We start from the raw sequence: 26,276 nt of genomic DNA, 5'->3' as shown, positions 1-26,276 counted from the left end.
AAACGCCCGGTTACATTCCGAACCCGGAAGCTAAGCCTTTCAGCGCCGATGGTACTGCAGGGGGGACCCTGTGGGAGAGTAGGACGCCGCCGAACTTCTTTTAGAGCTCTGGCTCTTGGGCATGCAGCCCGAGAGCCAGAGCTTTTTTGCGTTGAGGTAAGGTCAGTGAGCATCATTGGCTCGTTACCCCAGGAGGCCCCCGCGTGGAGGTCCAGGAGACCCGCGTGCAGACGGACCGGGTCCTCACCATCCCGAACATCCTCAGCATGGCGCGCCTCGCCGGTGTGCCCCTCTTCCTGTGGCTGATTCTCAGGCCGGAGTTCGGCGGCCCGAAGAGTGACGGCTGGGCACTGTTGGTGCTGGCGTTGAGCGGAGTCAGTGACTACCTGGACGGGAAGCTCGCTCGGCGCTGGAACCAGATCAGCAATCTCGGCCGGCTCCTGGACCCGGCGGCCGACCGGCTCTACATTCTGTCGACGCTGGTGGGTCTCACATGGCGCGAGATTCTTCCCCTCTGGTTGACCCTCGTACTACTTGCTCGGGAAGCCGTGCTGCTGGTGATGGTGGGTGTCCTCCGGCGCCACGGCTATCCGCCGCCGCAGGTGAACTTCCTGGGCAAGGCCGCCACCTTCAACCTCATGTATGCCTTCCCCCTGCTTCTTCTCAGTGACGGAAGCGGGTGGATCGCGTCACTCGCTGCTATTTTCGGATGGGCGTTCGCCGGATGGGGTACAACCCTGTACTGGTGGGCAGGTGTTCTCTACGTGGTGCAGGTCCGCCGCTTGGTCCGTGCGGACGCCACGGCCGATTGAACTCGCTGATTGTGCGGTCCCCGCGGCCGGATGGCCCCTTGTGGAAAAGTGCGGGACCCTGGACGGGTGAAGTCGGCTAAACCGTCGTCTCTTAGAGGAGGACGCTTCCGACATGAAGGCCGTCGTGATGGCCGGAGGCGAAGGTACGCGCCTTCGCCCCATGACCTCGAGCATGCCCAAGCCGCTCCTGCCGGTGGCCAACCGGCCGATCATGGAGCACGTTCTGCGGTTGCTCAAAAGGCATGGGCTCAACGAGACCGTTGTTACCGTCCAGTTCTTGGCCTCGTTGGTCAAGAACTACTTCGGTGACGGCGAGGAGCTCGGCATGGAGCTCACCTATGCCAACGAGGAGAAGCCACTCGGTACCGCCGGAAGCGTCAAGAACGCCGAGGAGGCGTTGAAGGACGATGCCTTCCTCGTCATTTCCGGCGATGCCCTGACCGACTTCGACCTCACCGACCTGATCAATTTCCACAAGGAGAAGGGCGCGCTCGTCACCGTCTGTCTGACACGCGTGCCCAACCCGCTGGAATTCGGCATCACCATCGTGGACGAGGAGGGCAAGGTCGAGCGCTTCCTTGAGAAGCCGACCTGGGGGCAGGTCTTCTCGGACACCGTGAACACCGGTATCTACGTGATGGAGCCCGAGGTCTTCGACTACGTCGACCCCGACGTGCCCGTGGACTGGTCCGGTGACGTCTTCCCGCAGCTGATGAAGGAAGGCAAGCCCGTCTACGGTTATGTCGCCGAGGGCTACTGGGAGGACGTCGGCACGCACGAGAGTTACGTGAAGGCGCAGGCGGACGTCCTCGAGGGCAAGGTCGACGTCGACATCGACGGCTTCGAGATCTCGCCGGGCGTCTGGGTGGCCGAGGGAGCCGAGGTGCACCCCGACGCCGTGCTCCGTGGGCCGCTCTACATCGGTGACTACGCCAAGGTGGAGGCCGGCGCCGAGATTCGGGAGCACACGGTCGTCGGCTCCAATGTGGTCGTCAAGAGCGGAGCCTTCCTGCACAAGGCCGTCGTCCACGACAACGTGTACGTCGGACCGCACAGCAATCTGCGGGGTTGCGTCGTCGGCAAGAACACCGACATTATGCGCGCCGCGCGGATCGAGGACGGTGCGGTCATCGGTGACGAGTGCCTGGTCGGTGAAGAATCGATCGTCCAGGGCAATGTGCGGGTCTATCCGTTCAAGACCATCGAGGCCGGTGCCTTCGTCAACACCTCGGTCATCTGGGAATCCCGGGGCCAGGCGCATCTCTTCGGCGCCCGCGGGGTGTCCGGCATCCTGAACGTGGAGATCACGCCGGAGCTGGCCGTACGGCTGGCCGGCGCCTATGCGACCACGTTGAAGAAGGGCTCCACCGTCACCACGGCCCGTGACCACTCCCGAGGTGCCCGGGCACTGAAGCGGGCGGTGATCTCCGCTCTGCAGGCCAGCGCCATCGACGTACGGGACCTGGAGAACGTACCGCTGCCCGTGGCGCGGCAGCAGACCGCGCGGGGAAGCGCCGGTGGGATCATGATCCGGACCACGCCGGGGGTGCCGGACTCCGTGGACATCATGTTCTTCGACGGGCAGGGCGCGGATCTGTCGCAGGGCAGTCAGCGGAAGCTGGACCGGGTGTTCGCGCGGCAGGAGTACCGGCGGGCGTTCCCCGGAGAGATCGGAGACCTGCACTTCCCGTCCAGTGTGTACGACTCGTACACCGGGTCGCTGCTGCGGAACGTCGACACCACGGGGATCGCGGAATCCGGACTCAAGGTGGTCGTCGACGCCTCCAACGGCAGCGCGGGGCTGGTTCTGCCGAGTCTGCTCGGGAAGCTGGGCGTCGACTCGCTGACGATCAATCCGGGTCTCGACGAGTCCAGGCCGACCGAGTCGGCCGACATGAGGCGCTCGGGGCTGGTGCGCCTGGGAGAGATCGTGGCGTCCTCGCGGGCCGCGTTCGGTGTGCGGTTCGACCCGGTCGGCGAGCGGCTGTCGCTCGTCGACGAGAAGGGGCGCATCATCGAGGACGACCGGGCGCTGCTGGTCATGCTGGACCTGATCGCGGCCGAGCGGCGCAGCGGCCGGGTCGCGCTGCCCGTGACGACCACCAGGATCGCCGAACAGGTGGCGGCGTACCACGGAACACAGGTGGAGTGGACGACCACCTCTCCCGACGATCTGACGCGTGTCGGGGGTGAGGAAGGGGCGATCTTCGGCGGCGACGGCATGGGCGGCTTCATCGTCCCGGAGTTCAGCAGTGTCTACGACGGTACGGCGGCCTTCGTGCGGCTGATCGGCCTGGTGGCGCGGACGCAGCTCACGCTCAGCCAGATCGACGCGCGGATCCCGCGGGCGCACGTCCTCAGGCGTGATCTGGCCACCCCGTGGGCCGTCAAGGGTCTCGTGATGCGGCGGGTCGTCGAGGCGGCCGGAGACCGCTTCGTGGACACCACGGACGGCGTCCGCGTGGTGGAGACCGACGGGCGCTGGGTGATGGTGCTGCCCGATCCGGCGGAGGCCGTCACCCATCTGTGGGCGGAGGGCCCCGACGACGCCTCCGCGCAGGCCCTGCTCGACGAGTGGTCCGCGGTGGTGGACAGCGCGGGCCGGTAGAACCCGCCGCACGTGTGCGTGCCGGACAAGTGTCCCCAAGGGGGCCTGTCCGGCACGCCGGTGGGGCCGTGCGGAGGCGGTGGCCGGGGCGTGCGACGATGTGCGGCATGCCGCAGCAACCCCCCGTTCGGAGCACACCCACGCGGCCCGCGCGCCCGGACGCGTCCATGTCGTTGATCACCAACGTCATGGACCACAGCCTCGACGACGGATACGCCGAGGCGGCCGCGCGGAAGAAGGCCGAAGGCGCCGGCGGTATGCCGAGGACCCTGCGGGCCAAGCTCGGGCTGGCCGCCGGTCTGGTACTCGCGGCTCTGGTGGTGACGGTCGGCGCGGCCCAGGCGAGGGTCGCCGCTCCCGTTGTCGCCAAGGAGCGTGAGGAGCTCATCGACCGTATCGAGGGGGAAACCTCGGTCGCGGACAAGCTCGAGGAGAGCGTCGACGAGCTGCGCGACGACGTGGGCGCCCGGCAGCGCGAGGCGCTGGAGAAGAGCGGCGACGGCAACCGGTCCGACCTGGTGGGCGTGCTGTCGGGTGCGGTCGGGGTGCACGGGCCGGGCGTGAAGCTCGTGGTGAACGACGCCAAGGACGTGGGCGCGGACGGTGACGGGCAGCCGCGCGGCACCTCCGGGTTCTCCGACACGGGCCGGGTGCGGGACCGGGACATGCAGCGGGTGGTCAACGGCCTGTGGGAGTCGGGGGCCGAGGCCGTCTCGATCAACGGACAGCGGCTGACGGCACTGTCGGCGATCAGGGCCGCAGGTGACGCCATACTGGTCGACAACAGGCCGCTGGTGCCGCCGTACACGGTGCTCGCGGTGGGGGACGGCGAGAAGCTCAGAAGTCGCTTCCAGGACAGCGCCGACGGGCTGTACCTGCACGCCCTGCAGGAGAGCTACGGCATCCGCACGGCGCTCTCCGTCGCTGAGGACCTCGAGCTGCCGGCCGCATCGAGCGTGACCGTACGTACCGCACAGCCGATAACCGAGAAGGGCACATCGTGATCGCCGTACTGGGCCTCGTCGTGGGAGTCGTGGCCGGCCTGTTGGTCCGGCCCGAGGTGCCGGCGGCCGTGGAGCCGTATCTTCCGATCGCCGTCGTGGCGGCGCTCGACGCCGTCTTCGGTGGTCTGCGGGCCATGCTCGACGGCATCTTCGACGACAAGGTCTTCGTGGTGTCGTTCCTGTCGAACGTGGTCGTGGCCGCGCTGATCGTGTTCCTGGGCGACAAGTTGGGCGTCGGGGCCCAGCTGTCGACCGGTGTCGTGGTCGTCCTCGGCATCCGTATCTTCTCCAACGCCGCGGCGATCCGCCGCCACGTCTTCCGGGCGTGAGGCCGATGAGCGAACAGGACGAGCGGCCCGCGAACAGGCTGCGCGAGGAACTGCCCGACGAGGTGCCGGCGACGAAGTCCCCGGTCGCGGACGCACCGGCGGGCGTCGGCGCTACGCCGTCCGGACCGACCGGGCGGCAGCGGCTCGTCAAGGGGCTGTGGCCGCCGCGCCTCACCCGCGCCCAACTCATCGTCGCGCTGCTCCTGTTCGGCCTCGGCTTCGGCCTGGCGGTCCAGGTGGCGTCGAACAGCGACAGCGACAGCGCGCTGCGCGGCGCCCGGCAGGAGGATCTGGTCCGCATCCTCGATGAACTGGACGACCGTACTCAGCGTCTTGAAGACGAGAAGCAGGGCCTCGAGAAGCAGCGCGACGAGCTGGAGAACAGCTCCGACCAGGCGGAGGAGGCCCGCAAGCAGACGCTGGAGAAGGAGCGGCAACTCGGCATCCTCGCGGGCACGGTGGCCGCGCAGGGGCCCGGTATCACGGTGACGATCGACGACACGAAGGGGACGGTCGAGGCGGACATGCTGCTCGACGCGATCCAGGAGCTCCGCGCGGCGGGGGCGGAGGCGATCCAGGTGAACGGTGTGCGGGTGGTGGCCGGCACGTACCTGACGGATTCCGACAAGAGTGTGAGCGTCGACGGGAACAAGATCAACGCGCCCTATCGTTTCCAGGTCATCGGCAAGCCGCAGGACCTCGAACCGGCTCTCAACATTCCTGGAGGCGTGGTGCAGACTCTGGAGAAGGAACAGGCCACCGTTACTGTTGAGCGGTCGAGCAAGATCGTCGTGGACGCCTTGCGAGCGGTGAAGCGGCCTGACTACGCTCGGTCGTCCTCCCAGTGAACCGGCGGTGCATGGGGGGCGTCCGGCCAGGGCATGAGGTTGCGGGGGGTCGGCGCACCGATTGGGTGGTGCGTGGTGGAAACTGTCTGGTGGAGACGGACGTTGTGAAGGTGTCCGGGTCGGCCAGTACGGTCAGTCAGGGTTCGTCCTGCCCCACGGGCGGGTCTGTTTCGGTCAAGGGGAATCGCCCGTGAAGTTGTTTGCGAAATGGTTCAGCAAGAGCGCGCGAGAGGGTAGCGACAACGCGACCGCTCGCCATCGGGCACAGCCCGACGCGGAGGGCCGGCGCCCGATGTTCCGGGACCAGGTGGCTGGTCCTGGCGGTGACATTTCGGGCGGTCAGGGCGCGCCGTCTGTTGACCCTGCGCAGTCCGGCGGCATAGGTTTCGGGCAACCGTCAACCTCAGGTACGGGTGGAGGGTTTGCCCCCGGCCCGTACGCGTCGAATGCCCCGGCGGGGCAGCCGCGGCAGGAGGATCCGTCCATGTCGGCCCTGGTGTGCACGAGGTGCGGTAACCGCAACGCGGAGAACAGTCGCTTCTGCTCGAACTGCGGCGCGCCGCTGCGGGCCGGTGCGGTCCCGGAGCGTGCGTCCGAGACGACCTCCACGATCTCCATCTCCGGCCTGGAGGCGTACGACGCCGAGGTCACCGGCCAGACGGCCATGCCGGCGCTCTCTCCCGAGGCGCAGGCGGCCGTCGACGCGCTGCCGCTGGGCTCCGCGCTCCTGGTCGTGCGCCGTGGCCCGAACTCGGGCAGCCGCTTCCTGCTGGACGGCGAGCTGACCACCGCCGGTCGTCACCCGCAGAGCGACATCTTCCTGGACGACGTGACGGTCTCGCGTCGGCACGTGGAGTTCCGCCGCAGTCCGGACGGCTCGTTCACGGTGGCCGACGTCGGCAGCCTGAACGGTACGTACGTCAACCGCGAGCGTATCGACCAGGTCGCCCTGTCGAACGGCGACGAGGTGCAGATCGGCAAGTACCGGCTGGTCTTCTACGCGAGCCAGCGGGGTTACTGACCCGACCCCGGGCTCCCGCCCGGGGAACCTCCAGGGAAGGTCCATGCTTCAAACACCGAGCGGCGGTGCCGGGCACGGCACCGCCGTCACGGACAGTGGCCTGATGAGCATCGGCGCGGTGCTGAACGCGCTGCGTGACGAGTTCCCCGACATCACCATCTCCAAGATTCGCTTCCTGGAGTCGGAGGGTCTCGTCGAGCCGCGGCGGACCCCGGCCGGGTACCGCAAGTTCAGCACGCACGACGTCGAGCGTCTCGGTCAGGTCCTGCGCATGCAGCGGGACCACTACCTGCCGCTGAAAGTGATCCGCGAGCACCTGGACGCCATGGAACGCGGTGAGGCCGTGCCCCTGCCGACCCTGGGCCGGCAGCGGGACGGGGAGTCCGTGCCGGAGCCGGTCGACGGGCCCACGGCGGTCCGGATCGGACGGGACGAGCTGCTCGCCGCGGCCGGGATCGGCGAGCAGGAGCTCGAGGAGTGGGAGTCGTACGGCCTGGTCGCCGCGTTCCCCGACGGGGCGTACGACGCCGAGGCGGTCACCGTGGCGTCGCTCGTCGTCCAGCTGGGACGTTTCGGCATCGAGCCGCGGCATCTGAGGGTGATGAAGGCCGCCGCCGACCGGGAGGCCGGTCTCGTGGACCAGGTGGTGGCCCCCCTGAAGCGCCACCGCAACCCTCAGACCAGGGCACACGCGGAAGCCCGCACCAAGGAGCTGGCGGGGCTGGCCGTGAAGCTGCACGCGGCGCTGGTGCAGACCGCCCTCGGCGTGCGCCTGCCCTGAATCCGGCGCGCTCCGGGCCCCGTATCGCCCACCCGATCCCGGCCCGACTACCCAAAGGTCCCGGGCACGGCCTAGGGTTGCTGTGTGAACGAGCTCGATGTCGTAGGTGTCCGGGTCGAGATGCCCTCCAACCAACCGATCGTGCTGCTGCGCGAGGTGGGAGGCGACCGCTACCTTCCCATCTGGATCGGACCGGGGGAGGCGACGGCGATCGCCTTCGCCCAGCAGGGCATGGCTCCCGCACGTCCGCTGACCCACGATCTGTTCAAGGACGTGCTGGAGGCCGTCGGTCAGGAGCTCACGGAAGTGCGCATCACGGACCTGCGGGACGGGGTCTTCTACGCCGAGCTGGTCTTCGCGAGCGGAGTCGAGGTGAGCGCCCGGCCGTCCGACGCCATAGCGCTCGCCCTGCGCACCGGAACACCGATCTACGGCAGTGACACGGTGCTCGACGATGCCGGCATCGCCATCCCCGACGAGCAGGAGGACGAGGTGGAGAAGTTCCGCGAGTTCCTCGACCAGATCTCGCCGGAGGACTTCGGGACCAGCAACCAGTGAGACGTGGGGTTCCCGGGCGCCGCACGGGGCCGCAGGGTGCTTCCCCGGCACATTCGGCTAGCCTTTCCCCGCGATGGGGCACGCGAAACCACTCGTAGGGTGATTATCACTCGGCGTGGCGAGTGTGGCGATCGTTGACGCACCCTTGGTGACTGCCTACCGTCGAGGAGGCAGGTCAAGGACGGAGGTCGGCGTGAGGATCAGCGGCGACGGTACGACTGGGGGTGGCCCCGGGCACAGTCTCGGGGCGAGCGGTCCGTACCCTCCCACGAACTCTCGGTTCCGCGCGAGCGGGGGGTATCCCCAGCACGGCGACACGGCCGACCACGCTTCGCAGCGACCGGCTGCCGTGCCGAGCAGCGGAGGGGCGACGTCCATGGCGTCCGAGGAGATCGGCTATCGCGGGCCCACGGCCTGCGCGGCGGCCGGCATCACCTACCGGCAGCTCGACTACTGGGCCCGTACGGGCCTGGTCGAGCCCAGCGTCCGGCCCGCGCACGGGTCCGGGACGCAGCGTCTGTACAGCTTCCGCGACGTGGTCGTGCTGAAGATCGTCAAGCGGTTCCTCGACACCGGGGTGTCGTTGCAGAACATCCGTACCGCGGTCCAGCACCTCAGGGAGCGCGGCTTCCGGGACCTGGAGCGGATGACGATGATGAGCGACGGCGCCACGGTCTACGAGTGCACCTCGCCCGACGAGGTGCACGCCCTGCTCCAGGGCGGTCAGGGCATTTTCGGGATCGCCGTCGGCGTGGTGTGGCGGGACGTCGAGAGCGCTCTGTCACAGCTGCACGGGGAGCGGATCGACACGGGGGAGACCCTGGTCGGGCACAATCCGGCGGACGAGCTGGCGCGCCGCCGCAACCGGGCTGTCTGAACACCGCCGCACGCGGGCGGGGCATGGGCAGCGGGGCATTGTCAGTGGTGTAGGGCAGCATCGGAGATGTGAGAACCGCGCCCACGATCCTGCATCTGGACATGGATGCCTTCTTCGCCTCGGTGGAGCAGGCGTCCAAGCCGAGCCTGCGCGGGAAGGCCGTGGTGGTGGGCGGCCTCGGACCGCGCGGGGTGGTCGCCACCGCCTCCTACGAGGCGCGGGTCTTCGGCGTTCATTCGGCGATGCCCATGGGGCAGGCCCGGCGGCTCGCACCTCACGCCGCCTACCTCGTCCCGCGTTTCGAGCTCTACCGGTCGATCAGCGAGCAGGTGATGCGGCTGCTGGGCGCGCTGTCGCCGCTGGTGGAGCCGCTCAGCCTGGACGAGGCATTCGTGGACCTGGAGGCCGGCGGCACGGCCTCGGACGCGGAGTCGGCGCGGCTGGCCGGGACGAAGCTGCGTGCCGACATCCGGGCCGTCACCGGTCTGACCGGGTCGGTGGGGCTGGCCGCCTCGAAGATGCTCGCCAAGATCGCCTCGGAGGACGCCAAGCCCGACGGACTCGTCCTGATCCCGCCGGGGACGGAGCGGGCCCTGCTGGAGCCGCTGTCCGTGCGGACCCTGCCCGGTGTGGGACCGGCGACGGGAGACCATCTGCGGCGGGCCGGCATCACCACGGTGGGCGAGCTCGCCGAGGCGGGCGAGGACGAGCTCGTGCGGCTCCTGGGCAAGGCGCACGGGCACGCGCTGTACGCCATGGCCCTCGCCCACGACGAGCGGCCCGTGGTGGCGGAGCGGGAGACCAAGTCGGTGTCGGTCGAGGACACCTACGACGTGGACATCCACGACCGGGTGCGGGTCGCCTCGGAGGTGCAGCGGTTGGCCGACCGGTGCGTGCGGCGGCTGCGTGGCTCAGGGCTGTCCGGGCGGACCATAGTGCTCAAGGTGCGGCGGTACGACTTCTCCACGCTGACGCGCTCCGAGACGCTGCGTGGGCCCACGGACGACCCGGCGGTGGTCCGGGAGGCCGCGGCCCGGCTGCTGGACTCGGTGGACACCACGGGCGGTGTACGGCTGCTCGGCGTCGGCGTCAGCGGGCTCGCCGACTACACGCAGGAGGACCTGTTCGCGCAGGCGGCCGGGGACCGGGCCGGTGAACTCGCCGAGGAGCCCGACGCCGAGTCCGTCGAGGAGCACCGCCAGGCACCCGCGGAGCGCCGGTGGCCGTCGGGGCACGACGTGCGGCACACGGAGTACGGGCACGGGTGGGTGCAGGGCAGCGGGCTGGGGCGGGTCACCGTGCGCTTCGAGACGCCGTACTCGGAGCGGGGACGGGTGCGGACCTTTCCGGTGGACGACCCGGACCTGACACCGGCGGACCCGCTGCCGCTGGTCCCGCCCGTCCCGCGAAGATGCGAGGACGCCGGCACCGGTCCCGTGACCGGGCAGGCGGGAGCGGCTGCCGACATGGAGGCGGGCGGGCCGACGAATCCGGTGCACCTGGCGCCCGGCTGAGCACCGCCCGGCGGACGCGGCGCAGGCGCAGGACGGAGGCCGTCAGCCCTCGTCGTTGCCCTTGCCCGCCAGCTTGCCGAAGTCGCGGTCGGGGAGCGGGGGAGGGGCGGCCACGTCGAGACCGTAGTGGTGGTAGAGCTGGAGTTCCTGTTCCGGTGAGAGGTGGCGGCCGACACCGAAGTCGGGGGCCTCCTTGATCAGAGAACGGTCGAAGGGCACCCGCAGGGCGCCGTCGACGAGCTCGCTGGGCTCCAGCGGCACGAAGGCGTCCCTGCTGAACAGGCCCGTGCGTATGGCCGCCCATTCGGGGACGCCGGTGGCGTCGTCGAGATAGACCTCGTCGACGGTGCCGATCCGGGTTTTGTTGCGGTCGTACGCCTTGCGGCCGATCAGGTTGCGCGGGTCGATGTCCGTACGCACGAGGCCCTCCATTGGGTCGCACGGGGGTCGCGCACCAGCCGACCCACCAGCCGCCAAATCATCCGTAGTACTACAAAAGAGCACAAACAGCCGGTCGGCCACTCGAAGGCTCGTGCGGCGGCCTCGCTGGTAGGCTGGCAAACGGCTGCTGACCCCGTGCGGGAGAGTCCTCCAGACACCATCGGAGGCGCCGAAGGAGCAAATCCTCCCCGGAATCTCTCAGGCCCACGTACCGCACGGACGAGGTCACTCTGGAAAGCAGGGCGGGTGTCGACGGCGTCCGCTCTCACCGACGGTGAAAGCCGGCAGCTCTCGGGCGGCCCGGTGAAGCTCTCAGGTTGAGATGACAGAGGGGGAGGCCGTCCGGGTACCCGCGCCGTGGTGCCCCTCGCAGGTCGCGTCAGACCAGGAGGCCTCCGCAATGACCGCCCACCGCACGCCGCTCTCCGAGCTCGAACAGGCAAGCCCCTTCGAGCAGCGCCACATCGGCCCCGACCACGAGGCCCGGGCCAAGATGCTCGCGCAGGTCGGCTACGGCTCGCTCGACGAGCTGACGGCCGCCGCGGTCCCCGATGTGATCAAGAACGCCGACGCGCTGGACCTGCCGGGCGCGCGTTCCGAGGCCGAGGTGCTGGCCGAGCTGCGCTCCCTCGCCGACCGCAACCAGGTCCTCGACTCCATGATCGGCCTCGGCTACTACGGCACCTTCACCCCGCCGGTCATCCTGCGCAACGTCATGGAGAACCCGGCCTGGTACACCGCGTACACGCCGTACCAGCCGGAGATCTCCCAGGGGCGTCTCGAGGCCCTGCTGAACTTCCAGACCATGGTCGCCGAGCTCACCGGCCTGCCCACCTCCGGCGCCTCGCTGCTCGACGAGGGCACCGCCGCCGCCGAGGCGATGGCCCTGTCCCGGCGCATGGGCAAGAACAAGAAGGGTCTGTTCCTGGTCGACGCGGACGCGCTGCCGCAGACCCTCGCCGTCATCCAGACCCGTGCCGAGCCGACCGGCGTCGAGGTCGTCGTCGCCGACCTGAGCGAGGGCATCCCGGCCGAGGTCGCCGAGCGGGACATCAACGGCGTCCTGATCCAGTACCCGGGCGCCTCCGGCGCCGTCCGCGACATCAAGCCGGTGATCGACCGGGCGCACGAGCTGGGCGCGCTCGTCACCGTCGCCGCCGACCTGCTCGCCCTCACCCTTCTCACCTCGCCCGGTGAGCTCGGCGCGGACATCGCCGTCGGTACGACGCAGCGCTTCGGTGTGCCGATGGGCTTCGGCGGGCCGCACGCCGGTTACATGGCCGTGCACGAGAAGTTCGCGCGCAGCCTGCCGGGCCGCCTGGTGGGCGTCTCCGTGGACGCCGACGGCAACAAGGCCTACCGCCTCGCGCTGCAGACCCGCGAGCAGCACATCCGCCGGGAGAAGGCCACCAGCAACATCTGCACCGCGCAGGTGCTGCTCGCCGTCATGGCCGGCATGTACGCCGTCTACCACGGTCCCGAGGGGCTGCGGGCCATCGCGCGGCGCACCCACCGGTACGCGTCGATCACCGCCGCGGGTCTCGCCGCCGGGGGCGTGGAGATCGTGCACGGCTCCTACTTCGACACCGTCACCGCGCGCGTGCCGGGCCGGGCCGCCGATGTCGTGGGCGCCGCCCGCGAGAACGGCATCAACCTGCGGCTCGTCGACGCCGACCACGTGTCGTTCGCCTGCGACGAGACCACCACGCGCGCCCAGGTCGGCGGCGTGTGGAACGCCTTCGGCGTCGAGGGCGACATCGAGGCGCTGGACGCGGTCACCGAGGAGACGCTGCCCGAGGCACTGCTGCGCACCGACGACTTCCTGGCCCACCCCGTCTTCCACCAGCACCGCTCCGAGACCGCGATGCTGCGCTACCTGCGCCGCCTCGCCGACCGGGACTACGCGCTGGACCGCGGCATGATCCCGCTGGGCTCCTGCACCATGAAGCTCAACGCGACCACCGAGATGGAGCCGGTCACCTGGTCCGAGTTCGGCCAGATGCACCCCTTCGCGCCCGCCGAGCAGGCGCAGGGCTACCTGACCCTCATCCGTGAACTGGAGGAGCGGCTCGCCGAGGTCACCGGGTACGACAAGGTCTCGCTCCAGCCCAACGCCGGGTCGCAGGGCGAGTTCGCCGGCCTGCTCGCCGTACGCGGCTACCACCGCGCCAACGGCGACGACCAGCGCACCGTCTGCCTCATCCCGTCCTCCGCGCACGGCACCAACGCCGCCAGCGCCGTGATGGCCGGCATGAAGGTCGTCGTCGTCAGGACCGCCGAGGACGGCGAGATCGACGTCGAGGACCTGCGGGCCAGGATCGAGCAGCACCGCGACGAGCTGGCCGTGCTGATGATCACGTATCCCTCCACGCACGGCGTGTTCGAGGAGCACGTCGCCGACATCTGCGCCCAGGTGCACGACGCCGGCGGCCAGGTCTACGTGGACGGCGCCAACCTCAACGCCCTGGTCGGTCTCGCCAAGCCGGGCCACTTCGGTGGCGACGTCTCGCACCTGAACCTGCACAAGACCTTCTGCATCCCGCACGGCGGCGGCGGTCCCGGCGTCGGCCCCGTGGCCGTACGGTCCCACCTCGCGCCGTACCTGCCCAACCACCCGCTGCAGCCCGCGGCCGGCCCGCAGACGGGCGTCGGCCCGATCTCGGCGGCGCCGTGGGGCTCGGCCGGCATCCTGCCGATCTCCTGGTCGTACGTCCGCCTGATGGGCGGCGAGGGGCTCAAGCGGGCCACGCAGGTGGCCGTGCTGTCCGCCAACTACATCGCCAAGCGCCTGGAGCCGCACTTCCCGGTGCTGTACACCGGCCCCGGCGGGCTGGTCGCGCACGAGTGCATCATCGACCTGCGCCCGCTCACCAAGGCGACCGGCGTGAGCGTCGACGATGTCGCCAAGCGGCTGATCGACTACGGCTTCCACGCGCCGACGATGTCCTTCCCGGTGGCCGGCACGCTGATGATCGAGCCGACCGAGTCCGAGGACCTGGCCGAGCTGGACCGGTTCTGCGACGCCATGATCGCCATCCGGGCGGAGGTCGACAAGGTCGGCTCCGGTGCCTGGAGCGCGGACGACAACCCGCTGCGGGGCGCCCCGCACACCGCGGGTGCCCTGGGCGGCGACTGGGACCACGCGTACTCGCGCGAGGAGGCCGTCTTCCCGGCCGGGGTGTCCGCCGCGGACAAGTACTGGCCGCCCGTGCGCCGTATCGACCAGGCCTTCGGTGACCGGAACCTCGTCTGCTCCTGCCCGCCGCTGGACGCCTACGAGGACTGAGCCCTGACGAGAGAGGCTCCGTGCAGGCCCCCGAGGGCTTGGGCGGAGCCTCTCGGCGCGTCAGGAGGTCGCGAGCGACACCTCCGTCGACTTGACCAGGGCGACGACGGGGACGCCGACGCCCAGGCCCAGTTCGTCGGCGGCCTCCCTGGTGATCGCGGCGGTCAGCTCGGCGCCCTCCACGGCGACCCGGACGGAGGCCATCGCATCGCCGGTGGTGACGGCGGTCACCGTACCGGGCAGACGGTTGCGGATGGACAGTCCCTCGACGGAGGCGCCGCCGGCGGCCAGGGAGACCTCCGTCGACTTCACCAGGGCGCGGACGGCGGTACCGGCGGTGAGGCGGAGGTCGTCGGCGGCGTCCCGGGTGATGGCCGCGGTGAGGTCCTGGCCGCCGGTGAGGCGGACGCCGACCGTCGCCATCGCCTCGCCCGGGGTGACGGCCGTGACGGTGCCGGGGAGCTGGTTGCGGATACTCAGGCTCATGGGGGCACCGTAGCCCGGTGGAGGTGTTATGCCGGGTATGCGTGGGTCTGCGTCGCCTTGACCGTCGCCCACACCGGTGCGCCGGGGTGGAGGCCGAGTTCGGCCGCGGCGACCGTGGTGAGGTCGGCGGCGATCGGGAGTTCGCCGGTGAGGTCCACGCGGATCTGGTCGCCGTGGGTCTCCAGGCCCGCGACCTCGCAGCGCCACAGGTTGCGGGCGCTGGAGCCCGTGGGGCGTTCGCCGTACAGGGTCACCGCGCCGGGCGGGAACGCCACGAAGACCGGACCGGACAGGTCCTCGGTGGTGGTCACGGCGGGGCCGGCGTCGAGCCGGACCGTGTGGCCGTCGGACCGGCCGCGGTAGAGGTTCAGGCCGACCAACTGCGCGATGTAGTCGGTGCGGGGCCTGCGGGCGATGTCGGCGGGGCTGCCCTCCTGCACGACCTCGCCGTGCTCGACCACGACCAGCCGGTCGGCGAGCACCATCGCGTCCAACGGGTCGTGCGTGACCAGGACGGCGACGGCCTCGAACTCGGCGAGGTGGCGCCGCAGCTGGGCCCGGACCTCCAGGCGCGTGCGGGCGTCCAGCGCGGCGAGGGGCTCGTCCAGGAGCAGCAGCCGGGGGTTGGTGGCCAGGGCGCGGGCGACGGCCACGCGCTGGGCCTGGCCGCCGGAGAGGCGGCGCGGCTTGGCGCCGGCGTGGTCGGCCAGGCCCATGCGCTCCAGCCACGCCGCGGCGCGGGCCCGGGCCTCCGCCTTGGTCGCGCCCCGGCAGCGGGGGCCGAAGGCGACGTTGTCGAGCGCGGTCAGGTGCGGGAAGAGCAGGTAGTCCTGGAAGACCACGCCGACCGGGCGGCACTCGGGCGGCGTACCGTCCAGCGCGGCGCCGTCGAGGCGCAGATGCCCGTCCGTGAGCGGGACCAGGCCGGCGAGCGCGCGCAGGGCGGTGGTCTTCCCGGCGCCGTTGGGGCCGAGCAGGGCGACGACGTCGCCGGGTGCGGCGGTCAGCGCGACGTCGAGGCGGAAGGCGCCGCGGTCCACGACCAGCCGCGCGTCCAGCCCGCCGTCGGGTGCGTGCCCTTGGGTGGGTTCTGCGGTGGTCGGTTCGTCGGTCTCGGTCATGATGCCCTCATCCAGCGGTCCCGGAGGCCGGCGAGTACGGCGATGGAGACGGCCAGCAGCACCAGGCTGAGGGCGATCGCCGCGGCCGGGTCGTTCTGCAGGGCGAGATAGACCGCCAGCGGCATGGTCTGGGTCCGGCCCGGAAAGTTGCCCGCGAACGTGATCGTCGCCCCGAACTCGCCCAGGGCCCGCGCCCACGCCAGGACGGCGCCCGCCGCGATGCCCGGCGCGATCAACGGCAGCGTCACCCGGCGGAACGCGGTGAACCGGGAGGCGCCCAGCGTGGTGGCGGCCTCCTCGTAGCGCGGGTCGGCGGCGCGCAGGGTGCCCTCCACGCTGATGACCAGGAACGGCATCGCCACGAAGGTCTCCGCGAGGACCACCCCCGTCGTCGTGAACGGCAGCGTGATCCCGAACCACGCGTCCAGCCACTGCCCGACGACGCCGTTGCGCCCGAACGCCAGCAGAAGCGCCACGCCCCCCACCACCGGGGGCAGCACGAGCGGCAGCGTCACCAGCGCACGTACGAAGCCGCGGCCGGGGAACTCCGTCCGGGCCAGCAGCCAGGCCAGCGGGACGCCGACCAGCAGGCTCAGCCCGGTCGCCGAGGTGGCGCACAGCAGCGACAGCCGCAGCGCCTGCCACACCTCGGGGCTGCTGAGCTGGTCGGGCAGGTCGCGCCAGGGGGCCCGTACCAGCAGGGCGATCAGCGGCAGCAGCAGGAAGGCCAGACCGGCGAGGGCGGGGACCAGCAGCGGCACGGGCACCACGCGGGTGCGCCCGCGGCGGCGGGCCCGGCGCGGCCCGCCCGCCACGGTGTCGGCTCCGGCCCCCGCGGACGTCGTCGGCGCGTGCTTCGTCATGGCGTGCGGAACCCGGCCTCGGTGAGCTCCTTCTGGCCCTCGGCGGACTTCACCAGCTCGATGAAGGCCTTGCCCGCGTCCGCGTTGGGGGACTCCTTGAGCAGGGTGATCGGGTAGTCGTTGACGGCCTCGGCCGACTCGGGGAAGTCCACGCCCGCCACCTTGTCACCGGCCGCCTTCACATCCGTCCTGTAGACGACGGCGGCGTCGGCCTCCTTCAGTTCGACCTTGGTCAGTGCGGCCTTGACGTCCTGTTCATAGGAGACGGGGGTGAGCTCGAGGCCGCCGCCCTCCAGTGCCTTCTGCGCGGCGGCGCCGCACGGCACGGTCCTGTCGCACAGGACGACCTTCAGGCCGGAGGCGGTGAGGTCCTTGAGGGAGGAGATCTTGTCGGGGTTGCCCGGCAGGGTGGCGATCTGCAGCTGGTTGCGGACGAAGGTGGACGGGGTGCCGGCCGCCGCCCCGGCGTCGGTGACGGTGGCCATGGTCTTCGGGCTGGCGGAGGCGAACACGTCCGCCGGGGCGCCGCTGGTGATGCTGGCGGCGAGGGAGTCGCTGCCGGCGAAGTTGAAGGTGACCCGGGTGCCCGGGTGCTGCTTCTCGAACGTCTCGCCGAGCGCGGTGAAGCTCTCCTTGAGCGAGGCGGCGGCGAAGACGGTGACCTGGCCGGAGACCTCCGCGGAGGCGGACGAGGAGGAACCGGCGGAGTCCGCCGCCGAGTCCGTATGTGCGTCGGAGGACGAGGAGCACGCGCTCAGGGCCAGCAGCGCGGCGGCCCCCGCACCGGTCACCCGCAGGGTCCGGCTGGTCCGGCTGGGGCGGCGGGTCCCGCGTACGGAACGGGTCATCACGGCTACTCCCTCTGGGCGCTGGGCGAAAGTCCGACGGGCTCGGCGGCCGGGCGCACGACGGGCTTCCCGTTGCGCCGATCATACTTCCGCATCTGCGAGGGGTAAGTCACCTGGACCATCGCATGAGCAAGCGGTGGCTGCGGATTGGCTTGCATGTGCGTTCGTACGGCACGGCAGGTGTGGCTGTGGGTGGTGGGTGCGGGTGGCGCGTCATGTCCTGTCGACATGGACATTCGTCGACTTCACGCGGGCGGTGGCCTCCATGCCGACCTCGAGGCCGAGTTCCTCGACCGCCTCCCGGGTCAGCAGGGACACCAGCCGGTGCGGGCCGGCCTGGATCTCGACCTGGGCCGCGACGTCGCCGAGCTTGATCGCGGTCACGATCCCGGGAAAGGCGTTGCGGACCGACGTGTACGGGGTCTCCTCCTCCACGCCGCCCGAGCGGGCGAGGTCGACGGAGAACGCGGCGAGGTCACGTCCGTCGATGAGTCGTCGTCCCCCCTCGTCGCGGTGGGTGGTGATCCGGCCGGCGTCGGCCCAGCGGCGGGCGGTGTCCGGGCTGACGCCGAGCAGTCGAGCTGCCTGGCCGATCGTGTAGGACTGCATGCCGGTCACGATAGGCCGCGAGTCGGGGGCGGTGCCCCTCCGGGTGACCGGCAGCGCCATGACCGCGTCAGCATGAGCGGCTACCTGGTGCGACCGCCTCCGGACACGCGTCGGGGCCGGTTCGCAGAGTCTCTGCGGGCCGGCCCCAGGGGTTACCGGACGGCGTGGTGGCGCACCGTCCGGCCGGTGCTCAGGCGGCGGTCATCAGGCCCGCACCGACGGGGCGGTGCGGGGCGATGGCCTGGCCGTCCGGCAGGAGCTCACCGGTGTCCTCGAAGAGGACGACGCCGTTGCACAGCAGGCTCCAGCCCTGTTCCGGGTGGTGTGCCACGAGGCGGGCGGATTCCCGGTCGGCGGAGTCGGCTGAGGGGCACGGTGGCTGGTGCTGACACATGAGTGGGGTCTCTCGGTCTGTTGTGATGGGTGAGTTCGCTGTCTTGTCTGTCCCGCGGCGTGAAACATCGTTCATGGCCGCCCCCCGTTGTGTAGTGGTCCGAACCCAGTGTTGCCCCACGGGCGTCGATCCGCAGGCATTTCGCAGCACCGCTTCTCACAGGTTCATGACGCGTCACCCACGCGGACGGTTCATCCCAACTGCACTGTCACTTTGGATGGTTCGGCATGGCCGGATGAGGCTAGTCCGCGTGGGTGGGCGAGAGGGGGATGTCAGGCGGGGGAGCGCAGCAGCCGCGTCGGTGTCATCCGGTGCGTGAGGACCGGAAGCAGTTCGGCGACCCGGTGCGGCCGGTGGGCCGCGATGCCCGGAGGCGTCGGAGCCAGTGGTACCAGCAGGTCGGTGGCGGCGGGGCGGCCGGCGGTGGCGTCCGCGGTGCAGTCGCCGTGCAGCCACAGCGTGAGCATGTACAGGCCGGGAACCGACAGCAGGCGCGGCTGGTAGGCCTGGGGCATCGCCTCCGCCTGGCGCAGCGCGCGCTCGGTCGAGGCGACGTAGGGCCCCTCGAAGAAGTGGGAGAACGCCCAGCCGTCGGCGGTCAGCATGGTGTCCGCCGCCGCCACCGCCCGGTCGCCGCAGCGGATGAGGAACCGCCACCCGGCCAGCCGCGTCGCCGTCACGCCCTCGGCCGTGATCCGGTCCAGGACGTGCACGGGCAGCGGCAGTTCAGGCGTGGCGGGTCCCTGGGCGACGAGCAGGGAGGGAGTTCGGGCCTCGCGCACCGCGGTGGGAGAGGAGAGGGCGGTGAGGACGGAGCGCAGTGCGGGCGCGGGGGCCGGGAGGACATGCAGGGGCATGATGGGTCGCCTCTCATTCGGGCATGGTGGCGCGAGGGCGGAGCGGGGCGGACGACGCTGTCGGCTCACGGGGCTGGGGAGGCAGGGGCCGGGGTCCTGGAACCGAGAAGTGGGGTGAGGCCTGCCGTGCGTCAGCTCGACGGCAGGATCCTTCGACCGCGGGCGCCGGTCTTCTGCCTTGTCCGCGGAGTTTATACGACATGTGTTCAGACTGTGTTTCAACTAGCCGATTCCGGCAACCAGTACAAGGTTGCATTCGGCCGTCGATTTGCGGGAAACATCCGGATTCCGGACCGGGTGTACGACGATGACCTCGGGGAATGTTCACCAAGCGGTCGGCCAATTGTCGTCGGCGTTTTTCACGAGTTCCGGGAACCGGAAACTGCGGGAGGTGTCATGCCTGGTGAATGTGCCACCGGGCGCAGTGGCACAGCCTAGCGGTTGCCGGCCCCGTGCGGGGACGTTATCGATCGCTTGGGCTGGGCATCATCCCACCTGTCCGGCCACCGGCGGCCGGATCTTCGACCCGCCGCTCCGAGAAGGGACGCTTCCATGGGGGAGAAGGTCGTGGCAGGTCAGTTCGATCTGTCCGATCGCCAGCGCTACCGCGAGAAGCTCCAGCGGTGCCTGACGGGACTGGAGCGACTTCTGGCGGAGAAGCGATTCGACCGCCCGAAGAACCTGATGGGGCTGGAGATCGAATTGAATCTCGTCGGTACCGACGGGATGCCGAAAATGTTGAATGCGCAAGTCCTCGAGCGCATCGCCAGCCGCGACTTCCAAACAGAACTCGCCATGTTCAACCTGGAAGTCAACATAGCCCCACACCGATTGGGCGGGCGGGTATTCGACCGGCTCGCCGAGGAGATCCGTACGTCACTGGCATATGCGGACCGCAAGGCGGGGGAAGTCGACGCGGGAATCGCGATGATCGGCATTCTCCCGACGCTGGACCGGGACGACCTGGTCTCCTCCAATCTCTCCGCCGTCGACCGCTATGCCTTGCTCAACGAGCAGATCGTGGCCGCCCGCGGCGAGGACTTCACCCTGGACATCGAGGGCGTCGAGCGACTGACCTGCACCTCCAAGTCCATCGCCCCGGAGGCCGCCTGCACCTCGGTGCAACTGCACCTCCAGGTCACCCCGGACCGCTTCGCGGACGTGTGGAACGCGGCCCAGGCGGTCACCGCCGCGCAGATCGCCGTCGGCGCCAACGCGCCCTTCCTGTTCGGTCGCGAGCTGTGGCGGGAGTCGCGGCCCCCGCTGTTCCAGCAGTCCACCGACACCCGCCCGCCCGAGCTCCAGGCCCAGGGCGTCCGCCCGCGCACCTGGTTCGGCGAGCGGTGGGTGACCTCGGCGTACGACCTGTTCGAGGAGAACCGGCGCTACTTCCCGGCGCTGCTCCCGATCTGCGACGACGAGGATCCGCTGGAGGTCCTGGACGCCGGCGGTGTGCCCTCCCTGTCCGAACTCGTCCTGCACAACGGCACGGTCTACCGCTGGAACCGCCCCGTCTACGACATCGCCGACGGCGTCCCCCACCTGCGCGTGGAGAACCGCGTCCTGCCCGCCGGCCCCACCGTCACCGACGTCATCGCCAACGCAGCCTTCTACTACGGAGTGGTGCGCGCGCTCGCCGAGGAGCCCCGGCCGGTGTGGACCCGGCTGACCTTCGACGCCGCCGCCGCCAACTTCGAGGCCGCGTGCCGCCACGGCATCGACGCCCGCTTCGAGTGGCCCCGGCGCGGCCGGCTGGGCGGGACCACCGAGGTCGACGCCGCCGTCCTCGTACGCGACGAGCTGCTGCCGCTCGCCGAGGCCGGGCTGGACGCGTGGGGGGTGGAGCCCGCCGACCGGGACCTGTACCTCGGTGTGATCGAGGAGCGGTGCCGGCGCCGGGTCAACGGCGCGTCCTGGCAGGCGGCCACGTTCCACCGGGCGCTGGAGGCGGGGCTGTCCCGCGAGGCGGCGCTGGCCGCCACGACCCGCCGGTACTGCGAGCTCATGCGCGAGGGGGACCCCGTGCACCTGTGGCCCGTGGGAATGCCGGAACCGGTGCCGACGGGCTGAGACCACCGGGGCCGGCCGGCAGCCGCCGGTCCCCGCCCCCTGTCGGGCTCCGCCCCGCGGGCCGGGGCCCCGCCGCGCGTCGCCTCACACTGATCGGGCATGCTGTGACGTCCCAGCTGGAGGCAGGTGTGCATGGCGGAGGCGGGCCCGGTGGACGATGCGTTCTCTCAGCAGCCGGTGCCGGGGAAACCGATTCCTCAGGAGTCGTTTCCCCAGGCGCGGCTCACGCGACGGACCCTGCGCGACGAGACGCTCCTCGTCCTGGCGCTCTCGCTCGGCGCGAGCGGCGTGTCCGCACTGATCAGCTTCATCGGCTTGGTCACCCGGCCCGGCGGGCTCAAGGACCAGGCTGCCACCCTCAACGCCTCCGCGGCGCCGGGCCGTCCCTGGCTCGACCTGGCCTGGCAGCTGTTCGGGATCACCACGGCGCTCGTCCCGGTCGCCCTCGTCGCGCACTTCCTGCTGCGTGAGGGGCAGAGCCTGCGCACGCTCGGCTTCGACCGCTCGCGACCGTGGCCCGACCTGGGCCGCGGGGCAGCCGTCGCGGCCGTCATCGGCAGCACCGGCATCGCCTTCTACCTGGCTGCCCGGGGGCTCGGCTTCAACCTCACCGTGGTGCCCGAGGCACTGCCCGACGTGTGGTGGAAGTACCCCGTACTGATCCTCTCGGCGGTGCAGAACTCCGTTCTGGAGGAAGTCCTGGTCGTCGGCTACCTGCTGCGTCGGCTCGACCAGCTCGGCTGGAGCGCGGGCGCGTCCCTGGCGGCCAGTTCGGTGCTGCGCGGGTCCTACCACCTCTACCAGGGCATCGGCGGCTTCATCGGCAACATGGTGATGGGCGTCGTGTTCGTGTACCTGTACCGCCGGTGGGGCCGGGTGGGACCGCTGGTGGTGGCGCACGCTTTGCTCGACATCGGGGCCTTCGTGGGCTACGCGCTGCTGGCCGGGAAGGTGGACTGGCTGCCGACGGCGTGACCGGAGGGGGCCCCGCGGTACGCGCCCCCTCCCGCCACCCCGCCCGGCCCGGCTAGGCCAGCAGCTCGCCCTCGATCACCGTCACCGCGCGCCCGCTGAGCAGCGTGCGGTCGCCGCGCAGTTCCGTGTGGACGCGGCCGGAACGGGGTGAGGCCTGGAGCCCGGTGAGGACGGGCCGTCCGAGACGCTCGGACCAGAAGGGGGCGAGGGCCGTGTGGGCGCTGCCGGTGACCGGGTCCTCGTCGATGCCGACGTTCGGGAAGAAGCAGCGGGAGACGTAGTCGTAGCCGAGGGCGGGGTTCTCGGCGCGGGCGGTGGCGATGACGCCGCGCGCGGAGTGGGCGGCCAGTGCCCTGTGGTCCGGCCGCAGTCCGTGGACGGTCTTCTCGTCGGCCACCTCGACCAGCAGGTCACCGACGTTCGGGCCGGTGTCGACGACCGTGCGCGGCTCGGCGCCGAGGGCTTCGGCCAGTCCCGCGGGAGTCTCGGCCGGGGTCAGCGGGGCGGTCGGGAAGTCCAGGGTGATCGACCCGTCCTCGCGGGGCGTGGCGATGAGCACGCCGCTGCGGGTGGCGAACCGGACGGGCCCCTCGTGGGTGCCGGTGGTGTGCAGGACGTGGGCCGTGGCGAGCGTCGCGTGGCCGCACATCGCGACCTCGGTGGCCGGTGTGAACCAGCGCAGCGCCCAGTCGGCCTCGCCGCCCTCGGGCAGGGGGTGGGCGAAGGCGGTCTCGGCGTGATTGACCTCCAGGGCGATCTGCTGGAGCCGGTTGTCGTCCGGGAAGGCGTCGAGGAGCAGGACGCCGGCGGGGTTGCCGGCGAAGGGGCGGTCGGTGAAGGCGTCGACGATTCGGATGCGCATGTCCCGACGTTAGACCGGCCCTGAAGTGGCAGGCCAAGGCCAATTCGCGGGTTCTGGACCGGGTTTTCGTGTGCGCCGGGGCTTGTCGTCCGACAGGTTCCGATATATCGTTGAGACATCGCGTTAGATCAACGACTGAATGGAGTGATGGCGATGCGTACCCACGGATACGAGCGTGGACATGGTGGACCCGGCCGCGGAGAGGGCGGCGGCCCCTTCGGCCGCGGCGGCTTCGACGGCCGGCGCGCGGCCTTCGGCCCTTTCGGGCCGGGCGGACCCGGTGGCCCCGGCGGTCCCTTCGGGCCGGGCTTCGGCCATGGCGGCCACTGGGGTGGCCGGGGGCGAGGCGGACCCAGGGGAAGGGCGCGGCGCGGTGACGTCCGCGCGTCGATCCTGGCCCTCCTCAAGGACCGGCCGATGCACGGCTACGAGATGATCCAGGAGATCGCCGAGCGCAGCTCGGGGGCGTGGAAGCCCAGCCCCGGTTCGGTGTACCCCACCCTGCAGCTGCTGGAGGACGAGGGCCTGATTGTCAGTGAGAGCGAGGGCGGCAAGAAGCTCTTCTCGCTCACCGAGGCGGGCCGCACCGCGGCCGAGGAGGGCCCGGAGGCACCCTGGGAGGAGGCATCTCGAGGTGTCGACTGGGAGGCGCTGAATGACATCCGGCAGGCCGGCTTCGGGCTGATGGAGGCCTTCGGTCAGGTCTGGAAGACAGGCAGCAAGGAGCAGCGCGAGAAGGCGCTCGCCGTCATCGGCGACGCCCGCAAGAAGCTGTACCTGATCCTCGCCGACGAGGACTGACGCGGCACCGCGGCCGTGACGGGACGCCCCGTGGAGTGGTCCACGGGGCGTCCTCGTGCGCACGGGCGTGTACAGGCGCGTACGGTGCTCAGTCGACCCGCCGTATCACCGCCGCGTCGAAGAGGTCGGAGGCCCGCGGGTGGGCGCTCTCGTCGTGGCAGTGCCACGCCTCCCAGAACAGGTCGGCGAGCAGCGCCTCCTCCGGGGCGTACACCCGGTACACGTACTCTCTGCCGTCGACCGCCGGCAGGGCCACGAGCCAGCACCTGCTCCTCATGCTCCTGTTGGACTCACGACGGCACGCCTGGGTTGCCCGAGGGGGCGCGAGGGAAGGCGACGCGCGCCCTGCGGGGCGAAACGGCGTGATCTCATCCCCAAGGAGGAGATTCCGGCCGGCCGGGTCCACTCTGCGTGGGACGCGAAGATGCTTCCCTTCGGGGATGACCCGGTCTGGCGGGACTGGTGAGCTAGAGGATGTGCAACCCCGTATCCCCCGGCAGTCGGCCGGCGAGCAAGGCGGCCGGCGCCCGGACGGCATCGACGGCGATGCCCGCTTCAGCGCGGAACTGGCCGCGGTGGTCTCCGGTGCCCGCCGCCGGGCGGTGCGGGACGGGGACCGGCAGATCGACACGGCCCACCTGCTGCACTCCCTCCTGGAGTACGACCCCGAGGCCCGCGCCGTGCTCGGTGACGGCCCGCAGATCGCCCGCCTGCTCGGTTACCTCGTGCAGCGCAGCATCGGCTACGGACTGCGCTGGCAGGGCGCCGTCGAGGACTCCGGCGCCGTGCCCCTGGTGACCGGCGTCGCCGGGTTCTCGCCGCTCGCCGCCGCGGCCATGGAGGACGCCTGTGCGCGCGCCGCCCGGCGCGGGGTGGCGCAGGCCTGCGGCGTCGACCTGCTCGCCGCCCTCGTGGCGGACCCCCGGGCGCGTGCCGTCGAGGTGCTGGGCCGGGCGGCCGTGGACGCGGGCACGGTGCTCGCCCGCGCGGAGAACCACTTCGAGCCGACGCCCTGAAGCGGTTCGGGCCCGATCCGGTCGTGGCCGGCCCTGATCCGGTCCCGCTCCCGGGCCGATTCCGGCCGAGCCGTGGGCGTCCAGTCGGTGAGACAGGTGTCATCGGGGGTGACGCTCATGTCGTCCCCTGTCATCATGTGCCGGTGCATACGTCTGACAGCGCTCGCGGCCATCGTGGAAGGGGCGCCGGGCTCGGCCTGGCGCTCGTGTCCGCGGTCGCCTTCGGAGGTTCCGGGGTCGCGGCCAAGCCCCTGATCGAGGCGGGACTCGACCCGCTCCACGTGGTCTGGCTGCGCGTGGCCGGCGCGGCCCTGGTGATGCTGCCGCTCGCCGTGCGCCACCGCGGGCTGCTGCGCCGCCGCCCCGGGCTGCTCGCCGGGTTCGGGCTGCTCGCCGTGGCCGGCGTCCAGGCCTGCTACTTCGCCGCCATCTCCCGTATCCCGGTCGGTGTCGCGCTGCTGGTCGAGTACCTGGCCCCCGCCCTCGTCCTCGGCTGGGTGCGGTTCGTGCAGCGACGGCCGGTGACGCGGGCCGCGGCGCTCGGGGTGGTCCTCGCGGTCGGCGGGCTGGCCTGTGTCGTGGAGGTGTGGTCGGGGCTCCGCTTCGACGCCCTCGGCCTGCTGCTCGCGCTCGGTGCCGCCTGCTGCCAGGTCGGCTACTTCGTCCTGTCCGACCAGGGCAGCGACGCGGGCGACGAGGCCCCCGACCCGCTCGGCGTCATCGCCTACGGGCTGCTCGTCGGGGCCGCCGTGCTCACCGTCCTCGCCCGTCCCTGGTCGATGGACTGGTCCCTCCTCACCCGGTCCGCCCCCATGGACGGCACCCCCGTCGCCGCCGCCCTGCTGCTGGCCTGGATCGTGCTCATCGCCACGGTCCTCGCCTACGTCACCGGGATCGTCGCCGTGCGCCGCCTCTCGCCGCAGGTGGCGGGCGTCGTGGCCTGCCTCGAAGCGGTCATCGCGACCGTGCTGGCCTGGGTGCTGCTCGGCGAGCACCTCTCCGCCCCACAGATCATCGGCGGCGTCGTGGTCCTGGTGGGTGCCTTCATCGCCCAGTCGTCCACGCCCGCGAAGGCCTCGACGGATCCGGTGGCGAGCGGCGGGCCGGAAAGGGAGTTGTCCAGCCGGGGAACGGCTGCCTAAGGTGCTGATCATGCATTCCGACGCACTCGTCCTCCCGCCTCCGGCCGCCTGAGGCGGGCCCCTGTGGCGAGCCCGGCGTGTTGCCGCCGGGCCGGACGGTGCTGCCCGCAGACGCAGTCCCCGCGCCCCGGTCCCTTCCGGGGCCGTGCCGAA

The 26,276-nt window shown here is 71.0% G+C and carries 25 protein-coding genes, 1 rRNA gene, 1 pseudogene and 1 riboswitch; of the genes and pseudogenes, 17 read left to right on the top strand and 10 right to left on the bottom strand.

Annotated features, from left to right (window positions below):
• The 11 genes and pseudogenes from rrf to ACIGO6_RS28820 all read left to right on the top strand — a co-directional run.
• Positions 1-95: ribosomal RNA gene (gene rrf / locus ACIGO6_RS28870) — 5S ribosomal RNA — on the top strand; the annotation flags it as partial.
• A 108-nt stretch (positions 96-203) separates the two neighbouring features.
• On the top strand, positions 204-812 hold the full coding sequence (locus tag ACIGO6_RS28865) for a CDP-alcohol phosphatidyltransferase family protein (RefSeq protein ID WP_399881356.1): 609 nt from the start codon (positions 204-206) through the stop codon (positions 810-812).
• Positions 813-924: 112 nt separating this feature from the next.
• On the top strand, positions 925-3,420 hold the full coding sequence (locus tag ACIGO6_RS28860) for a sugar phosphate nucleotidyltransferase (RefSeq protein ID WP_399881354.1): 2,496 nt from the start codon (positions 925-927) through the stop codon (positions 3,418-3,420).
• A gap of 167 nt (positions 3,421-3,587) precedes the next feature.
• Complete coding sequence (locus ACIGO6_RS28855; protein ID WP_399881352.1) at positions 3,588-4,424, top strand: DUF881 domain-containing protein; 837 nt, start codon at positions 3,588-3,590, stop codon at positions 4,422-4,424.
• Positions 4,421-4,753: a small basic family protein gene (locus tag ACIGO6_RS28850; protein WP_003977440.1), complete on the top strand. Its 333-nt coding sequence runs from the start codon at positions 4,421-4,423 to the stop codon at positions 4,751-4,753. The genes ACIGO6_RS28855 and ACIGO6_RS28850 overlap by 4 nt, the downstream gene beginning before the upstream one ends.
• Positions 4,754-4,758: 5 nt before the next feature.
• Complete coding sequence (locus tag ACIGO6_RS28845; protein ID WP_399881350.1) at positions 4,759-5,601, top strand: DUF881 domain-containing protein; 843 nt, start codon at positions 4,759-4,761, stop codon at positions 5,599-5,601.
• Between the two features lie 61 nt (positions 5,602-5,662).
• Entirely contained in the window at positions 5,663-6,622 is a 960-nt protein-coding gene (locus ACIGO6_RS28840) for an FHA domain-containing protein (RefSeq protein ID WP_399881348.1), read from the top strand.
• Positions 6,623-6,665: 43 nt separating this feature from the next.
• A complete protein-coding gene (locus tag ACIGO6_RS28835) occupies positions 6,666-7,403 on the top strand; it encodes a MerR family transcriptional regulator (RefSeq protein ID WP_399881346.1) in 738 nt (245 codons plus the stop codon).
• 84 nt (positions 7,404-7,487) lie between these two features.
• Positions 7,488-7,961 carry a bifunctional nuclease family protein gene (locus tag ACIGO6_RS28830; protein WP_030189411.1) on the top strand — a complete coding sequence of 158 codons (474 nt, stop codon included), beginning with the start codon at positions 7,488-7,490 and terminating at the stop codon, positions 7,959-7,961.
• A 193-nt stretch (positions 7,962-8,154) separates the two neighbouring features.
• Entirely contained in the window at positions 8,155-8,838 is a 684-nt protein-coding gene (locus ACIGO6_RS28825; RefSeq protein WP_399881343.1) for a MerR family transcriptional regulator, read from the top strand.
• Positions 8,839-8,906: 68 nt separating this feature from the next.
• Positions 8,907-10,479, top strand: a pseudogene (locus tag ACIGO6_RS28820) (DNA polymerase IV).
• Here ACIGO6_RS28820 and ACIGO6_RS28815 read toward each other — a convergent pair.
• A complete protein-coding gene (locus ACIGO6_RS28815; RefSeq protein WP_399881341.1) occupies positions 10,395-10,772 on the bottom strand; it encodes a PRC-barrel domain-containing protein in 378 nt (125 codons plus the stop codon). The pseudogene ACIGO6_RS28820 and the gene ACIGO6_RS28815 overlap by 85 nt on opposite strands.
• Before the next feature lie 149 nt (positions 10,773-10,921).
• A riboswitch (glycine riboswitch) is annotated at positions 10,922-11,017 on the top strand.
• A gap of 176 nt (positions 11,018-11,193) precedes the next feature.
• On the opposite strand from ACIGO6_RS28815, the gene gcvP reads away from it, so the two are divergent.
• Entirely contained in the window at positions 11,194-14,079 is a 2,886-nt protein-coding gene (gcvP, locus tag ACIGO6_RS28810) for an aminomethyl-transferring glycine dehydrogenase (protein ID WP_399881339.1), read from the top strand.
• 60 nt (positions 14,080-14,139) lie between these two features.
• On the opposite strand, the gene ACIGO6_RS28805 is transcribed toward gcvP, so the two are convergent.
• The 7 genes from ACIGO6_RS28805 to ACIGO6_RS28775 form a co-directional block, all read right to left on the bottom strand.
• Positions 14,140-14,565 carry a molybdopterin-binding protein gene (locus ACIGO6_RS28805; RefSeq protein ID WP_399881337.1) on the bottom strand — a complete coding sequence of 142 codons (426 nt, stop codon included), beginning with the start codon at positions 14,563-14,565 and terminating at the stop codon, positions 14,140-14,142.
• A gap of 26 nt (positions 14,566-14,591) precedes the next feature.
• Positions 14,592-15,686, bottom strand: coding sequence for an ABC transporter ATP-binding protein (locus ACIGO6_RS28800; RefSeq protein WP_399881335.1), 1,095 nt, complete (start codon positions 15,684-15,686; stop codon positions 14,592-14,594).
• Positions 15,683-16,549 carry a molybdate ABC transporter permease subunit gene (gene modB / locus ACIGO6_RS28795; RefSeq protein ID WP_399881333.1) on the bottom strand — a complete coding sequence of 289 codons (867 nt, stop codon included), beginning with the start codon at positions 16,547-16,549 and terminating at the stop codon, positions 15,683-15,685. Before modB ends, ACIGO6_RS28800 begins: the two co-directional genes overlap by 4 nt.
• Positions 16,546-17,397, bottom strand: a complete 852-nt coding sequence (modA, locus tag ACIGO6_RS28790) for a molybdate ABC transporter substrate-binding protein (protein ID WP_399881331.1) — start codon at positions 17,395-17,397, stop codon at positions 16,546-16,548. The genes modB and modA overlap by 4 nt, the downstream gene beginning before the upstream one ends.
• A gap of 213 nt (positions 17,398-17,610) precedes the next feature.
• Positions 17,611-18,006 (bottom strand): molybdopterin-binding protein, encoded by a 396-nt coding sequence (locus ACIGO6_RS28785; RefSeq protein WP_399881329.1) that lies wholly within the window; start codon positions 18,004-18,006, stop codon positions 17,611-17,613.
• Positions 18,007-18,196: 190 nt separating this feature from the next.
• The gene (locus tag ACIGO6_RS28780; protein WP_311584508.1) at positions 18,197-18,400 is read right to left on the bottom strand and encodes a DUF5999 family protein; all 204 of its coding nucleotides are present in this window, start codon (positions 18,398-18,400) and stop codon (positions 18,197-18,199) included.
• 272 nt (positions 18,401-18,672) lie between these two features.
• Complete coding sequence (locus tag ACIGO6_RS28775) at positions 18,673-19,257, bottom strand: hypothetical protein (protein ID WP_399881326.1); 585 nt, start codon at positions 19,255-19,257, stop codon at positions 18,673-18,675.
• 552 nt (positions 19,258-19,809) lie between these two features.
• Here ACIGO6_RS28775 and ACIGO6_RS28770 point away from each other — a divergent pair.
• Positions 19,810-21,327, top strand: a complete 1,518-nt coding sequence (locus tag ACIGO6_RS28770) for a glutamate--cysteine ligase (RefSeq protein ID WP_399881324.1) — start codon at positions 19,810-19,812, stop codon at positions 21,325-21,327.
• Between the two features lie 132 nt (positions 21,328-21,459).
• Positions 21,460-22,302, top strand: a complete 843-nt coding sequence (locus ACIGO6_RS28765; protein WP_399881322.1) for a CPBP family intramembrane glutamic endopeptidase — start codon at positions 21,460-21,462, stop codon at positions 22,300-22,302.
• 52 nt (positions 22,303-22,354) lie between these two features.
• On the opposite strand, the gene ACIGO6_RS28760 is transcribed toward ACIGO6_RS28765, so the two are convergent.
• On the bottom strand, positions 22,355-23,164 hold the full coding sequence (locus ACIGO6_RS28760) for a PhzF family phenazine biosynthesis protein (protein WP_399881320.1): 810 nt from the start codon (positions 23,162-23,164) through the stop codon (positions 22,355-22,357).
• Between the two features lie 153 nt (positions 23,165-23,317).
• Here ACIGO6_RS28760 and ACIGO6_RS28755 point away from each other — a divergent pair, with 153 nt between their 5' ends.
• Positions 23,318-23,965: a PadR family transcriptional regulator gene (locus ACIGO6_RS28755; RefSeq protein ID WP_399881318.1), complete on the top strand. Its 648-nt coding sequence runs from the start codon at positions 23,318-23,320 to the stop codon at positions 23,963-23,965.
• Between the two features lie 88 nt (positions 23,966-24,053).
• Here ACIGO6_RS28755 and ACIGO6_RS28750 read toward each other — a convergent pair whose 3' ends face one another.
• Positions 24,054-24,242: a hypothetical protein gene (locus tag ACIGO6_RS28750; protein ID WP_399881380.1), complete on the bottom strand. Its 189-nt coding sequence runs from the start codon at positions 24,240-24,242 to the stop codon at positions 24,054-24,056.
• 199 nt (positions 24,243-24,441) lie between these two features.
• Between ACIGO6_RS28750 and ACIGO6_RS28745 the strand changes: the two genes are divergently transcribed.
• Complete coding sequence (locus tag ACIGO6_RS28745) at positions 24,442-24,981, top strand: Clp protease N-terminal domain-containing protein (protein WP_399881316.1); 540 nt, start codon at positions 24,442-24,444, stop codon at positions 24,979-24,981.
• A 137-nt stretch (positions 24,982-25,118) separates the two neighbouring features.
• The gene (locus ACIGO6_RS28740) at positions 25,119-26,123 is read left to right on the top strand and encodes an EamA family transporter (RefSeq protein WP_399881314.1); all 1,005 of its coding nucleotides are present in this window, start codon (positions 25,119-25,121) and stop codon (positions 26,121-26,123) included.
• Positions 26,124-26,276 lie beyond the last annotated feature (153 nt).

The organism is Streptomyces sp. NPDC053750 (assembly GCF_044544295.1).
Classification (GTDB): domain Bacteria; phylum Actinomycetota; class Actinomycetes; order Streptomycetales; family Streptomycetaceae; genus Streptomyces.
The sequence above is the reverse complement of the archived record's forward strand: the minus strand, read 5'-3'. Positions and strand labels throughout refer to the sequence as shown.